The following is a 13790-nucleotide window of genomic DNA, read 5'->3' as shown; positions in this document are numbered from 1 at the left end:
GAGCCGCCTCAGAAGCGGAACAGCGACGCCTGGAACCGGTAGGCGTCCCCGCGATACAGCTGGCGGCCCACGTCGAAGCACTGGTCGTGCTGGTCGAAGGTCTTCTGATAACCGACCAGCACCGGATCACCGGGCTCGAGGCCGAGCAGCTTGGCCTCCCGCCCCTTGACCGCCTCCGCCGCGAGCTCGTAGTCGCACCGGCTGGCGGCAATGTCGTACCGGTCGCGCAGCACGTCGTAGAGCGACCGGTCGGTGAAGTCGATGTCCTCGATGCCGGGCACCCGTGAGGCATCGAGGCACGAGTGGTCGACGCTGAGCGGCGAACCGTCCAGGAACCTGACCCGGCGCAGGTCGACGACCGGCTGGGACGTGTCGATGCCCAGAACCTCCGCTTCGGCCAGCGTGGGCTGGCGCAGCGTGGCCCGCATGACCCGCGACGACGGCTCCATGCCACGCTCACGTGCGACCTCGCTGAGCCCTCGCAGCCGGTTGGGCTCGTGCACGAGCCGGTTCTCGGCGACGAACCAGCCGCGCTGTGGCGATGGCATGATCCGCCCGGCATCGGCCAGGGCGCTGAGCACCTGCCGCAGCGTCGAACGGCTGACCCCGAGCTCGGTGGCCAAGGTGCGCTCACCGGGCAGTCGCGTGCCGGCCGGGAACTGCCCCAGGGTCAGCGCCTCCTGCAGGACGCGGTAGGCCTCGACCGCGTTGTTGCGGCCCTCTATCCGGGCCGGAGAGACCTTGAGGTCGAGTGCCTTCACCACGGGCTGCCCCTCCTTGATTCGTTCCCGCGCGCTGCGGTGTGCGCCAGCCGGGATGCATCCTAGCGCCAGGCTCTCCATTTCAGGGGAATCGCTTGCCATTCCAGGGGAATCGCTCGCCACGCAGGCCGAATCGTTGACACAGTCGACCAGATCCATCAGACTGGTCCAGTATACAGACCAGTTAGCTTCGCGTGCTTGGCTGGATTCAACGCGTGAGCGTCCGACCCGAGAAGGCGACATGACAGACGAGACCATCCGCGAGCCGGAAGTCCTTCGATACCAAGACCTCGAGCGGCGCACCTGGGGTGACGAGACAACCGGGCGGCTGTGCGACTGGTTCTACGCCGACGACGCAACGATGAACCTCAACATCGTCGGCATGCCGCCGAACGGTTCCGCGATCTCCTCGCCCGCCAACCCCACCGTGTTCGGGGCGGACGAGCTCTTCTACGTGCTCGAGGGCCGCATGGTCCAGAGCAACCCGGTCACCGGGGAGGTCTTCGTCGTCAACCCTGGCGAGGCCATCTTCTTCCGCAAGGACACCTGGCACTACCAGTGGAACCACAGCAACGAACAGCTGCGGATGCTGGAGTTCTTCCAGCCTGCTCCCAAGTCCGGAACGGGCGGGGCCTACGCCCGGGCCCAACCTCCGCTCGAGGGCGCGCCGAAGCAGGGCCAGGACGAGCTGCTCGGCAACTGGCCGATGGCCCGTGACACCCCTCGCGAGCAGACCACCTGGATGATCCGTGAGGCCGACATCCTCTGGCGCATGGAGGGCACCGTCCGGGGCCGCGAGATCCTCGTGGGCATCCTGGCCAGCACGGAGCACCTCACCGCTGGAAAGATGTCGTTCCTGGGCGGCCAGCGCAGTTGCGAATACAGCCACGGTGGGGACAAGGTGGTGTTCGTGGAGTCAGGCAACCTGCACGTCGAGTTCACCGGCACGAAGAAGTGGGTCGAGCTGAACCCCTGGGACGGCGTGCGAATCCCGGCCGGCACGGAGCACTCGTTCTACAACATGAGCCACGAGCCCGCCTCGTGCATCTTCTCGGTGGCCGGCGAATACCGGCCGGGCTGCGTTGGCTGAACTCGCGGTCGACGGCGGTCACGACACCATCGTGGCCGCCGTCGACTGGGGTGGGACGTGGATCAGGGTGGCCGCCGTGTCGGGCGGCCGGATCCTGCGCAAGGACCGGCGCGCCAAGCCGTCGAGTCTGGCAGAGCAGTACGCCACCGTCGCGGACATGGTCCTACGCACCACCTCACACCTCGCCCAGCCGCCGACGGCGGTGGGCGTGGGACTCGCGGGTGTGGTCCAGGAAGGCGTCGTCGGCACCGCCCACAACCTCGGCTTCACCGACGGGACCGACATCGCGGCCGCGCTGCGTCCGCACCTGCCACTGCCCGTTTACCTGCTCAATGACGTCCAGGCCCAAGCATTGGGCGTGGCGGCGCGCTGGCCGCACGGGACGACCGCCGTCCTCACCATGGGCACCGGCGTCGGCGGAGCGGTGATCAAGGACGGCTCGCTGGACCCCGGACTCGGGGGAGCCGGCGACTTCGGCCACGTGGTGATCGATGTCGACGGCCCGCGCTGCGGGTGCGGCGGCACCGGCTGCCTGGAGGTGCTGGTCTCCGGACGGACCTTGGCCGAGGCCGCAACGGCACTCGCGGAGGCGGGGTCGAGTCCCTTGCTCGCCGAGCGCGCACGGAGTGGGCGCGCCCTGCACGCCGGAGACCTCCAGGACGCCGCCCAGGAGGGCGACAGCCGGGCGGCCGAGATACTCGACCGGTCCGCGATCGCCTTGTCCGCCGGCCTGCGCACGATCGTCGCGACGCATGATCCGCACCGCATCGTCCTGGCCGGCGCGAGGCTCACCCCGGACACATGGTTCGGCCGGGCGGTGCGAACGCGCTGGGACCTCATCCGGCCGCACTGGGCCCGGACCGAACTGCACCACGTGGTGGAGGACGAGGACGCGGCACTTCTTGGGGCCGCGTCGTACGCGCTCAGCAAGTTCACCGCGGCCCAGTCCGGCTCCTGACCCGTCTCACGCGGTTTGGTACCGGCCTGGGGGAAGTCTGCGTACGGCCCACGAAAGCCCGGCTACAGCGTTGTAGCCGGGCTTTCATGGGCCCTACGCACCGCCCTGGGCCGATGTCTCGGGTCGGCCCGGACAGACCAGAGACGACGACGAAAAGCTCCCGGCCGCTCGAACCGCGGCCGGGAGCTTTTGTGTACTGGACGTTCAGGCGGAGAGCAGGCCGCCGTCGATGACCACGGACTGTCCCGTGATGTATGCCGCGCTCGAACCGAGCAGGTACACGATGAGGGCGGCCACCTCCTCCGGATCGCCCTGCCGGCCCACCGGCACCCGCGCGACAATGCCGTCCACGGCTGCGTCCCTGTCGGTCTGGGCGCTCCAGTACGGATCGTTGAACGGGGTGTCGATCCACCCCGGACACACACTGTTGACGCGAACTCCGCTGCCCGCGAGCTCCACCGCCAATGACCGGGTCAGGCTGATGAGCGCACCCTTGGACGCGGCATACGCAAACGTGCCGGGGCTGCCGCGGTGCGCCGCGGTCGAGCCCGTGAACACGATGCTTCCGCCCGTCTCCGCCAGCGCCGCCATGGCCGCCTGTGCGAGCAGGTACGGGGCTCGCACGTTCACCGCCATGGTCGCCTCCCACGCGTCGAACGGGAAGGACTCCAAGGGAGCGACGACGTGCAGGCCGGCCGTCACGACGACGTGGTCGAGCCGCCCGAATGCCTGCAGGGCCGCGGCCACGGCGGCCTGCGGCGCGTGCCGGTCGGTGAGGTCGTGATGCCCCACGACGATCCGCCCCGGAGCCTCCTGCGCCGCCACCTCCTGTGCGGCCGCGTCATTGAGGTCGGCCAGGTAGACGTCCGTCCCGGCGGCGCGCAGGGCCCGCACCGTTGCCCGTCCGATCCCGGTGGCGCCACCCGCGACCAGCGCGCAGGTCACGCGCCTGCCACCGCGTACGCCCGGTAGTTGGCCGATCCCGGCCCGGCCGCACGGTTCTTCACCACGGCGGCCGCGTGGTACACCGCCGAGCTCGGCGTAGCATCACGGACGACGGCCGGGACCTCGCCGGCCTCCGCGCCGCTGTCGGCCAGGGCGCTGAGGATCCGGCTGAGGAACTGGGGCAGGTCGTTCGGCAGTTGCGACGTGATGAGGTTGCCGTCGACGACGACGGCCTCGTTGCGCCAATCGCCGCCGGCGTGAATCACATCGTCCTTGATGACAGGAACCGACGTGACGGCACGCCCCTTCACGATGTCCGCGGTCGCCAGCAGCCACCCCGCGTGGCAGATCGCCGCGACCGGGGCGCCGCGGCCGTCCAGGGTGCGGACGAACTCGACGAAGGCCGGTTCCCTTCGCAGGTACTCGGGCGAAAAGCCGCCCGGCACGATCACCGCGTCGAAGTCGTCTGCCGACACGTCCGCGATGCCGACTTCGGCGACAGCCGGGTAGCCCAGCTTGCTGGCGTACACCTCCCCCGCGCGGGAGCCGACGATGGTGACCTTCACGCCGGCCTCACGCAGCCGCAGGACCGGGTACCACAGCTCCAGCTCCTGGTACAGGTTCTCGGCAAGGACAGCGACTCGAGCCTTCTGCAGTTCCATACAGTCCTCCGTCAGACCGCGATCGACAAGATGCGTCGAGGGTTGTGAATCATGATCTTGTCGAGCTGTTCGTCGGTGACGCCCTTGGATTTCAGGCGCGGAACCCAGCTGGTGAACATGTAGTTGAGGTCGACCTTCTCGTTCTCCAGCTGCGGGTCGGACTCGGTGACCGTCGCACGGGGGTTGAAGAACCACCGGTCGAACGACAGGACGATCTGCTCCAGGAAGCCGTCCTCGATGAGCTCCACGAGGGCATTGGCCATCGCCTCGTCCAGCTCCTCCGCGCTACCGATGCGCCACGGGATGCCGATGTGGTCGAGCTGGACGTTCGCGCCCATCTTGAGGACCTCGCGCATCATGGCGACCTGGGGTGGCACGAAGGCGTGGCCGATGATCACCTTGGACAGGTCCATGCCGACCTCGTCGAGGATCTCGAGCTGCTCGCGGCCGGGGTTGGTGACCTGGAAGTCCATCGGGTCGATGTGCGTGTTGATGCCGCAGCCGGTTTCCATGGCCGCCTTGCCGGCGGCCCGGATCAGCCGGTCCTCCACCTCATGGACGTGGCGACCGTACGCACCCACCGGGCTCGGCTTGGGGAAGACGCTTTCCTGACCGGTGGCGATCTTGATGGCGCCGGCCTTGTACGGCGTCTGCTGCCACGCGAACACCATGCCCTCGGTGAGGTCCCGCACGAAGAACTCGGTGAGCTCCTCGACGGTCTGGCGGCGCCAGTAGTACGGCACGCCCATGCGTTCCGGGAAGAACCCGGTGATCGCCACGACGTTGATCCCGGTGCGCTTGGCGACATCCACCATGAACTGCGGGTGACGGCCGACCTCTGCCGGGGTCATGTCGATGAGCGTGTTGTAGCCGTTGGGGATCATGCCGTTGATGATCTGGCCGCTGACCCGCTCCACGGCGGCGGGGTGATCGAACACGGTTCGGTGGTCCAGCTCGGCCCCCGGATACCCGTAGAGCAGGTGCTCGTGGGTAAGAATGCGACCGGACTCCTCGGCCGGGACGTCACCCAGCACGGTGCGGAAGACGTTCATGACGAACCCTCCTTTGACGTCGACGAACGGTGGCTCAGCCGGCCAGCTCGGCGCGCAGCCGGGTGACCAGGGAAGGAAGGGCGTCAGCGTCCACCGCGACACGGTCGGGATCGATGTCGAGGACGAGCTCCCGAACGAGGTCGGCACCGGTGCCGCTCGCGAAGATGGGCACGTCCGCGGCGCGCAACCGGCGAAGCAGCGACACCTGATCGTCACTGACCGCCGGGCGGCCGGCAACGGTCCCCGGCACTACCAGTGCATCCACCGCCTCGGACACGACCTCGTCCGGGGCGGTGTCCCCGAGCACCGGGTATCCCAGGTGGCTCTCACACGGGCCCTGCCCCGGACCGACGACCTTGACCTCCGCCCCCTCCTCCCTGGCGCGCAGGACTGGGTACCAGAACTCGAGTTCCTGGTAGCCGTCGAAGGCGAAGACGACGATCGAACGGTTGGACAAAGTCATGAGGAAGTCGCCTGGCCTCTCAGAGAACTGGTCTTACATGTGAACCAGTTGCAGTGTGCCACACGACCGATCGGTTGGGAAGGCCGCCATGAACTGCCGTAACGGCCTGGAATCGGGCCTGTACAACCAGTGGTGTCACCGCTGATACAGGAGCAGCGCCTGATGCCCGAGTGTTGATCGCCGGGCCCATCACCGACGCGGTGGCCAAGCGCAAGCCGGCGCGGCCGGGCCTGCTGGAGCGGGCCCGCACGGCCGGGTTACAGCCGATCGGACGGATCCTCGGATCGGCGCTCGAGGGCCGGGGCACCGATCGCCCCGGCCGTCAACGCCGTTGCGTCATGCCTCCGCCGCGACCGGGCGGCGGCGGGTGAGCCATGGGAAGAAGTACCGGCGGAACCCGGCGACGGTGAGCAGCAGCGCGGCGGCGGGCACCAGCCAGGTGCGGCCGACCGGGTAGAGCGCGACCGGGCCGCCCGCGCTCAGGTAGACCGTGTCCGACGGGCTGCAGTGGATGGTGGCGGGTCCGTCGTACCAACGCTCCAGCCGCGGGCCGAACACGGCGCCCCAGGTCCAGAAGCCGGACCGGTGGGTGAGGGCGACCGTGCGGTTGGCGCCGGAGGCCGGCCAGACCTCGCAGGTGGCGTCGGAGGACTGCCGCAGCGTGAGGACGAGGTCGCCGGAGGAGGGCAGGTCGCGCTCGTGGTCCGTGAGGGGCACGAACGTGACCTGCGCCCAGACGTACACCGTGGCCCAGAGCAGGGCCAGGGCCGGGCCGAGGATGCGGCATGCCCAGGTCAGGACGCGGGACACGGTTCAGTCCTCCTCGGCGAGCTGCCGGATCCGGGCCCGGCCGGCCTCCCGCAGGTCCTGGCGCTCCTGCGGGGAGAGGTTGTCGAGGTACTCCGTGAAGGCGCGCAGTCCGGTCTGCAGGTGCTCGCCGTATGCGCGGCTGAGCACGGCCTGGCGCAGGCCGATCCGCCCGGCCAGCACGTCGTCCGCCATCTCGCGCAGGTCGTCGCCGGCCGCGCCGCCGGCGAGCCGGTCCAGGGCCTGCCGCAGCGCCCGCGCGACGCCGGGGTCGCCGTGGGCGACGCTGGTGAGTTCTCGCCCGAGGTGTTCGGCGGGGTCGGTGCCGCTCATGGTCAGTTCCCTCCGGGCAGAGTCGGCATGGTGCTGTGCTCCATGGAAATGCCGCTGAACCCGGCGACGACGTCCGGCGACGTGCCGACGATCGTGCCGATCTGCCCGACGACGGCCTGGATGGCCGCATCGGCCAGGCCGATCATGCGCAGCAGCTTGTCGCACAGCTCGATGATCTCCCAGACCTCGTAGGCGGCGACGCCGTAGCCGATCGCGCCGCCGATGAGGGTCTCCGACGTCGCGGTGCCCGCGGCGGCGGCGATGCCGGCCACGATCGCGGCGTCGATGATGGCCGCGGCGACCGGGCCCCCGGAGATGGCGAAGTGGTATGCCGCGTCCCCGGCGGTCTTGTACTGCTCGTGCAGGTGGTCGAGCGTGGCCTTGTGCGCGATGCAGCGCTGGGCGAGGTCCTCGAAGTGGATCCAGGCGGCGTCGGCCGCCTGGCCGGACCAGTAGCCGTCCAGCTCGTCGTTGCCGGTCTTGACGTTCCAGCCGACGGCCTCGAAGAAGCTCCCGAGGTTGGTGAACATGCCGGCGGCCCGGCCGTAGGCGCGCCAGTCGCCGCCGAGGCGCTCCATCGCGTCCTCGACCGGGTTGGAGCCGACCAGCCCGGAGATCGCGGCCATCACCCAGGCGCCGGGGTCGAGGTAGTCGATGGCCTCGTGGAAGGCGGTCAGCGGGTCCTCGGGGTGCTCCGGGTCGGCCGGCGGGCGCAGGTACGAGGTCGGATCGAGGCCGTCGGCGAAGCTCGGCGGCCGCTCGACGTCGGCGGGGGAAACGTTGGCCATCAGGGCTTCCACCGTCCGTTGTCGTAGTGCGAGAGGGTGTAGTCCTCGCGGTCGTTGTACTGGTCGAGCTTGCCGTCGAAGTCGGCGGCCGCGGTCTGGTCGGTGTGCCCGTAGTAGCCGGCCGCCCGGTGCAGCGCCGACGCGCCGCCGGCACACGCGTCGCGCAGGCCGTCCAGCTCGGCCCGCAGCGCGTTCATGATGGTCTCGTGCGCGTTGCCGAGCAGCGCCAGCCAGCCCTGCTCCCCGCCGCTGATCTCGCCGTTGGCCTCCGCGTACTCCTTCGCGTCGCGGGTGGCCTCCTTCGCGCGGTCGAGCAGGTCGCCGTACCTGCCGACGTACTCGGCGTGAACGCTGAACCGCTGCACACCTTCCCCCGTTCCACAGTGGTTACCGTGCCGCGATGATGACGGCCTGCACCCCGTAGGCGGCGGCGGCCAGCACGGCGGTCGCCACCAGCCAGGACGCCCCGCGGCGCACGGCCAGGAACCCGGTGAGCACGGCGACGGCCAGGAACACCTCCGCCACCACGGCCAGGGCGAGCTGTCCCGCCCGCAGGTGGGCCGCGAACGGTCCGGCCGCCGCCGGCAGGGCCAGCAGCGCGAGCAGCAGCACGACCCGCAGCCGCAGCCGTCGCAGCGCCCGCTGGCGCACCGAGCCCGGATCGTAGGCGACCCCCGGACGTCGATCCCCGTCACTCACGGCTGGCAAGCTACCACGCGACGGCCGGGGCCGCGGGGCATCGACCGGCCTGAGCGTCCTTACCGTCGCCGGTTCTGCCAACTCGTGCGGCATTTCCGTGCGCGCGAAGCCCGAAACGGCCCCGGCCCATAAGGACCGGAGCCGTCGTACCCGCTCTGATGAGCGGCGACCTCAGTCGTCGAACTCGTAGCCACGCTCGTTGGCGAGCGCGACGAGCCGCCGCACCCGGTCCGCGTCGTTCGCAACCTGGCTCATGAGGGCTCCGAGCCGCTCCAGCGCGGGCCGATCGGCGCCATAGGCCACAAACATGCCGCCCTCGGGGTCATAGTTGAAGCGGCCCTCCAGGTCAGGCGCCTCGGTGGCGACGAGCAACTGGGCGACCCCCTCCCAGAAGTAGCCGTTCGCCTCATGACCAAGCTCCTCCACGACCTCGTCAACGGCCGTGCTCCCGGCATTCAGCAGCAGCGAGTGCTTGCCCGGCTGCGTCTCGAGCATCTTCAGTGGCTCCACCACCACATCATAAATTCGCCCACGCGTTCGGCAGGTCGACTCTCGGCGGCGGTCCCGGCGCCGTACGCCGCGTGCCCGTGGCCGGGCGCGCCGCGGAGCACGGCGGCTACGCGTAGGCGGCGTCGGCGGCGCGCAGGCGGTCGAACCACGGGGCGAGTTCGGCGTCGATGCGCTGCGCCTCGGGCTCGGACATGGTCACGGCGGGCGGGTGGTCGCCGCGGGCCCCGACCATGTGCGCCCGGCGCCCGGCCGGCGGGTGGGTCGCGCGCAGCGACGCCTCGACCCGCAGCGACCGCTGGCGCAGCTGGTCCAGGTCCCGGCCCCGCCGGGCGGCCTGGCCCGCGGTACGCCAGTCCGCCGGGCTGGCCGGGCGGCCGTGCAGCGCCTTCAGGGCTGCGGCCAGCCCGGAGGTGACGAGCAGGAACTCGACCAGGGCGGCCACGGCGGCGGTGCCGGCGGCCTCGGCGGCGATCTGGTCGGCGAGGTACTCGGCCCGCTGGCCGTCGCGCCGGGCCGCCACGAGCAGGGCCGTGTACGGCAGGTACAGCGGCAGCAGGATCACGAAGGCCAGCGGGCCGAACACGCGCAGCAGCGCCCCGCCCAGCGCGTCGATGATCGTGGCCAGGGTGTTGAGCGCCGTGCTGACCAGCCGGCCGTCGCGCACGTCCTGGTTGACGAAGTGGCCCAGTTCGTGGCCGATCAGGCCGGCGCGCTGCTGGGCGGGCAGCGCGGCCCACAGCGGCAGGCCCAGGCAGAGCACCCGGCGCCGGCCGATCCGCATGGTCCACGCGTTGACGCCGGCCTCGACCGCCACCACGTCGGGCATCGGCGCGCCGGCCGCCGCGGCGACCCGCTCCAGGGCCGCGAACAGGGTCGGCGCGGCCTCCCGCGGGACCTCCCACACCCCCACCGGGAGCTTGCGGACGAACCGGGGGCGCCCCGCGACGGCCAGCAGCACGAGGAACGGGCCGAATATCGGCGCGCCGGCGACGATCAGGTACAGGCCGAGCAGCAGCAGCACGGGCGGGAGGGTGACGACCAGCGCGGCCAGCGCGAGCACGAGCAGCCGGCCGGTCCGTGGGCCGCGGCGGGGCAGCGCGCCGCCGGACGCGCGGGCGAAGGCGCGCGCGTCGAGGAAGTACGCCAGCCGGTGAGCCAGGCGGTCCAGCAGCGGATTACCCCATTCCGACGGCATTGTCCGGCGGTCGTACGCCGCCAGGTGCCACTGGCACGCGGGGCACCACGGCACCTCGGCCGGGGGCGCCGACATCCGCTGTGAGCAGCGGGGACAAACCTCACTCCGAGGGGGCACGGCTGCACATTGTGCGGCATCCGTGGCATGCTCGGCAGGTGACCCCCGAGGATCTCAAGCACCTGCGCCGGGCCCGCGACCTGATCGACCGGGAGTACGCCAGCCCGCTCGACGTCCCCGCGATGGCCCAGGCGGCGCTGATGTCCCCGGCCCACTTCTCCCGGCAGTTCCGCGCGGTGTTCGGCGAGACGCCGTACACGTACCTGATGACCCGGCGCATCGAGCGGGCCAAGGCCCTGCTGCGCCGGGGTGACCTCTCCGTCACCGAGGTGTGCCTGGCCGTGGGGGCCACGTCGCTGGGCTCGTTCAGCACCCGGTTCACGGAGCTGGTCGGGGAGAGCCCGAGCGCCTACCGCTCCCGCAACCACACCGCCACCGCGGTCATCCCCGGGTGCTGGGTCAAGATGGTGACCCGTCCGAGCCGCCACCCGCAGACGCGGGCCGACGCGGCCCGGTAGGTTCGTGGCATGGAGCTGACGCTGCAATGCACGTTCCTGGAGGTCGACGACCACGAGGCGGCGATCGCGTTCTACTGCGACACGCTCGGCCTCGAGGTACGCCAGGACGTCAAGATGGACGACGCGCGCTGGCTGACCGTCGGGCCGAAGGACCAGCCCGAGATCGGCATCGTGATGCAGACGGCCGGCGCGGGGCGCTCCCCCGACGACGCCCGGTCGATCCGGACCATGCTGGCCAAGGGGTCGCTCGGCGGCCTGGTCTTCCAGACCGACGACGTGGACGCGCTGTACGAGCGGGTCGCGGCGAGCGGAGCCGAGGTGCTGCAGGAGCCGATGGACCAGTTCTACGGCCTGCGCGACTGCGCGTTCCGGGATCCTTCCGGCAACATGGTACGAATCAACCAGAAACCAAAGGCGTAGTCGCACACCCTTCCAGCAGCAGGGCCCCGGGCGGCGCCACCGAGGAGAGCGGGCCGGAGGCGCCGTAGCGGTGGCCCTGGCCGTACCGGCAGCCGAGCGCGGCCATCGCCGCCCCCTGCCGGTCGGTCTCGATCCCCTCGGCGACCACGGTGACGCCCATGCCGGTGCAGATCTGCACGATGGAGCGGCAGATCGCCTCGCTGCGCCCGCCGTCGGCGAGGGTGAACGAGCGGTCCAGCTTCACCTCGTCGACCGGCATGGCGTGCAGCTGGGCCAGGGCGTTGTAGCCGGTGCCGAAGTCGTCGAGGGCGAAGCGGACGCCGAAGCGGCCGAGCCGGTGCACGGCGCCGGCGGCCGCGCCCAGGTCGGGCAGCGGGGCGGTCTCGGTGAGCTCCAGCAGCAGCCGGTGCGGGGCAAGCCCGTGGCGGCGCACCGCCGCGCAGACCGTCTCCTCGTGCTCGGGGAGGCCCAGCCGGGCGGCGGAGGTGTTGACGTGCACGGCGATGCTCGCCCACGGGCCGCGGAAGGCGGCGGCGTCGCGGCAGGCCCGGTCCAGCACGAAGTCGTCGACCAGGCGGATGAGCCCGATCTCCTCGGCGGTGGCGATGAACAGGTCGGCCGAGACCGGGCCCAGGCTCGGGTGGGTCCAGCGGGCCAGCGCCTCCACGGCCACCACCGTGCCGTCGTGCAGCCGGACGATCGGCTGGTAATGCACGTCCAGGCCCGGCGCGCAGCCGTCCTCGGAGCGCAGGGTCGCGGCCAGGGCCTCGGCGAGGTCCGAGGTGCCCGTGCCATCGGGGAGGTCGACGCGGTACCGCACCAGCCGCCCCTTCCCCCGCCGCTTCCCCGCGTACATGGCGGCGTCGGCGCGGCGCAGCAGGGCGTCGGCCGACGGCACCGGCCCGTGCGCGCCCGCCTCGACGAGCCCGACGCTGGCGCCCACGGCGATGGTCTCGCCGTCGAGGTCGAAGGGGCGGCGGACCTCGGCCATCACCCGCTCGGCCGGCCCGCCGGGGTCGTCGGCCCCCTCGAGCAGGATCGCGAACTCGTCGCCGCCGACCCGGGCCACGGTGTCGCCCTCCCGCACGGCGCCGCGCAGCCGGTCGGCAACCTGGCGCAGCAGCCGGTCGCCGGCGTGGTGGCCGTGCCGGTCGTTGACCGCCTTGAAGTCGTCGAGATCGCAGAAGAGCACCGCGAGCGGCCGGCCGTCGCGCTGGTGCAGGGCCAGGGCGTGGCCGAGCCGGTCGTGGAACAGCACCCGGTTGGCCAGGCCGGTCAGGGCGTCGTGAAAGGCCTGGTGGGTCAGGCGGGCCTGGCTCAGCGAGAGCCGGTCGAGCAGCACGGCGTTCTCCAGCAGCGTGATCGCCTGCCGGATGATGAGCAGCGAGATGACCGCCGTCTCGACCGCGATCTCCACGCCGTCCATCGGCTCGTCGCGGGCGAGCTGGACGATGAACAGCACGCCGGTGAGGGCGACCGGGACGTACGGCAGCAGCATGAACGCCCACCGGGTGCGCGGGCGAGCCGAGGGCGCGTCCTCGGGCCGGGCGGGGGTGAGCGCGGCGACGGCGACGAGGGCCTGGCCGGCGACGAACCCGGCGTCGGCGGCCGGCGGCATCGAGGTGGCGCCCCTGGAGACGAGGTACGCGAACACGCTGTCCGACAGCGACAGGCTCAGCAGCCCGGCGCCGAGGAGGGCGAGCTGGCCGCGGTTGGCCGGCGCGGCGGTGGCCAGCAGCAGGATCACGATGACGGTCAGCACGAGGTCGGTGACCGGGTAGGCGATGGCGACCGAGTAGGCCAGCGGAGTGCCGGCGCCGGCCGTGACCACCGAGCCGAGGGCGGTGGCCCAGGTGAGCACGAAGAGGGCGCCGACCACGATCAGCCCGTCGAGCACCATGAGCAGCTGGCCGGGGCGGCGGCGCGGTGACCCGGCCGGCGGGCGGGCCGAGGCCAGCGAGACGACGGCGGGCAGGGCGAGAACCGGCAGGGTGAGGTACCCGGCGTCGGCCAGGGACGGGGAGGGCAGCGCGTCGGCGCCGGAGAGCTGGTACCAGCTCCACAGCGCCTGCCCGGCGGTCCAGCCCAGCGCCGCCCCGCCCATCCAGAGCCGCCACCACCGCTGCGCGCCCTCGTGCCGGGCCGCGGTGATCCAGCAGGCCAGGGTGGCGGCGGCGCCGGCGAGGAACTGGCCGGCGTCGTCGACGAGCTGGGACCACCATGGGGAGAGCAGGCCCAAGCCCCCCAGCGTGACCACGACGGCCACGAACAAGGCCGCGACCAGGAGCGGCTTCGGCGCACGCGGCAACGAGACCATCCTCACCGGAGGTGATCAGGACGATACGCGGGCTACCGTACCGCACCGGCCCGCCCTGGCACACGGGATCGCCGACGATCCCTGAAGCGATCGTTATGGTCGTGGCATGGAGACCGTCTACCTACTCGTGCACAGCCCGCTCATGGGCCCGGCGACCTGGGCCCCGGTGGCCGGGCGCCTGCGGGCGGCCGGGGCGGCGGTCGCGGTGCCGTCGC

The 13790-nt window shown here is 71.6% G+C and carries 17 protein-coding genes; 4 read left to right on the top strand and 13 right to left on the bottom strand.

What is annotated here, in order from left to right:
- Window positions 1-8: 8 nt before the first annotated feature.
- On the bottom strand, window positions 9-764 hold the full coding sequence (locus AB0M46_RS40960) for a GntR family transcriptional regulator (RefSeq protein WP_363345283.1): 756 nt from the start codon (window positions 762-764) through the stop codon (window positions 9-11).
- A 238-nt stretch (window positions 765-1002) separates the two neighbouring features.
- On the opposite strand from AB0M46_RS40960, the gene AB0M46_RS40955 reads away from it, so the two are divergent.
- The gene (locus tag AB0M46_RS40955; protein WP_363345282.1) at window positions 1003-1851 is read left to right on the top strand and encodes a cupin domain-containing protein; all 849 of its coding nucleotides are present in this window, start codon (window positions 1003-1005) and stop codon (window positions 1849-1851) included.
- Window positions 1844-2809 (top strand): ROK family protein, encoded by a 966-nt coding sequence (locus AB0M46_RS40950; RefSeq protein WP_363345281.1) that lies wholly within the window; start codon window positions 1844-1846, stop codon window positions 2807-2809. The genes AB0M46_RS40955 and AB0M46_RS40950 overlap by 8 nt, the downstream gene beginning before the upstream one ends.
- A 204-nt stretch (window positions 2810-3013) precedes the next feature.
- Here the strand turns inward: AB0M46_RS40950 and AB0M46_RS40945 are convergent, their stop codons facing one another.
- The 11 genes from AB0M46_RS40945 to AB0M46_RS40895 form a co-directional block, all read right to left on the bottom strand.
- Window positions 3014-3754, bottom strand: coding sequence for an SDR family oxidoreductase (locus tag AB0M46_RS40945; RefSeq protein WP_363345280.1), 741 nt, complete (start codon window positions 3752-3754; stop codon window positions 3014-3016).
- Window positions 3751-4416 carry a type 1 glutamine amidotransferase domain-containing protein gene (locus AB0M46_RS40940; protein ID WP_363345279.1) on the bottom strand — a complete coding sequence of 222 codons (666 nt, stop codon included), beginning with the start codon at window positions 4414-4416 and terminating at the stop codon, window positions 3751-3753. Before AB0M46_RS40940 ends, AB0M46_RS40945 begins: the two co-directional genes overlap by 4 nt.
- Before the next feature lie 11 nt (window positions 4417-4427).
- Entirely contained in the window at window positions 4428-5468 is a 1041-nt protein-coding gene (locus AB0M46_RS40935; RefSeq protein ID WP_363345278.1) for a hypothetical protein, read from the bottom strand.
- 34 nt (window positions 5469-5502) lie between these two features.
- Window positions 5503-5931, bottom strand: a complete 429-nt coding sequence (locus AB0M46_RS40930) for a DJ-1/PfpI family protein (protein WP_363345277.1) — start codon at window positions 5929-5931, stop codon at window positions 5503-5505.
- A gap of 336 nt (window positions 5932-6267) precedes the next feature.
- Window positions 6268-6741: a hypothetical protein gene (locus AB0M46_RS40925; protein WP_363345276.1), complete on the bottom strand. Its 474-nt coding sequence runs from the start codon at window positions 6739-6741 to the stop codon at window positions 6268-6270.
- Window positions 6742-6744: 3 nt separating this feature from the next.
- Window positions 6745-7071, bottom strand: a complete 327-nt coding sequence (locus AB0M46_RS40920; protein ID WP_363345275.1) for a hypothetical protein — start codon at window positions 7069-7071, stop codon at window positions 6745-6747.
- Window positions 7072-7073: 2 nt separating this feature from the next.
- The gene (locus AB0M46_RS40915; RefSeq protein ID WP_363345274.1) at window positions 7074-7859 is read right to left on the bottom strand and encodes a hypothetical protein; all 786 of its coding nucleotides are present in this window, start codon (window positions 7857-7859) and stop codon (window positions 7074-7076) included.
- On the bottom strand, window positions 7859-8224 hold the full coding sequence (locus tag AB0M46_RS40910; RefSeq protein ID WP_363345273.1) for a hypothetical protein: 366 nt from the start codon (window positions 8222-8224) through the stop codon (window positions 7859-7861). Before AB0M46_RS40910 ends, AB0M46_RS40915 begins: the two co-directional genes overlap by 1 nt.
- Window positions 8225-8246: 22 nt before the next feature.
- Entirely contained in the window at window positions 8247-8558 is a 312-nt protein-coding gene (locus AB0M46_RS40905) for a hypothetical protein (RefSeq protein WP_363345272.1), read from the bottom strand.
- A gap of 171 nt (window positions 8559-8729) precedes the next feature.
- On the bottom strand, window positions 8730-9068 hold the full coding sequence (locus AB0M46_RS40900; protein WP_363345271.1) for an Imm51 family immunity protein: 339 nt from the start codon (window positions 9066-9068) through the stop codon (window positions 8730-8732).
- Between the two features lie 106 nt (window positions 9069-9174).
- Window positions 9175-10263: a M48 family metallopeptidase gene (locus tag AB0M46_RS40895; RefSeq protein ID WP_363345270.1), complete on the bottom strand. Its 1089-nt coding sequence runs from the start codon at window positions 10261-10263 to the stop codon at window positions 9175-9177.
- 155 nt (window positions 10264-10418) lie between these two features.
- Between AB0M46_RS40895 and AB0M46_RS40890 the strand changes: the two genes are divergently transcribed.
- Together AB0M46_RS40890 and AB0M46_RS40885 are read left to right on the top strand one after the other, a co-directional pair.
- Window positions 10419-10838, top strand: coding sequence for a helix-turn-helix transcriptional regulator (locus tag AB0M46_RS40890; protein WP_363345269.1), 420 nt, complete (start codon window positions 10419-10421; stop codon window positions 10836-10838).
- Window positions 10839-10847: 9 nt separating this feature from the next.
- Window positions 10848-11258: a VOC family protein gene (locus tag AB0M46_RS40885; RefSeq protein ID WP_363345268.1), complete on the top strand. Its 411-nt coding sequence runs from the start codon at window positions 10848-10850 to the stop codon at window positions 11256-11258.
- Here the strand turns inward: AB0M46_RS40885 and AB0M46_RS40880 are convergent.
- A complete protein-coding gene (locus tag AB0M46_RS40880) occupies window positions 11236-13566 on the bottom strand; it encodes an EAL domain-containing protein (protein WP_363345267.1) in 2331 nt (776 codons plus the stop codon). The two genes, AB0M46_RS40885 and AB0M46_RS40880, sit on opposite strands and share 23 nt — an antisense overlap.
- Between the last annotated feature and the right edge of the window lie 224 nt (window positions 13567-13790).

It is taken from the genome of Dactylosporangium sp. NPDC051485, from assembly GCF_040682015.1.
Classification (GTDB): domain Bacteria; phylum Actinomycetota; class Actinomycetes; order Mycobacteriales; family Micromonosporaceae; genus Dactylosporangium.
The sequence above is the reverse complement of the archived record's forward strand: the minus strand, read 5'-3'. Positions and strand labels throughout refer to the sequence as shown.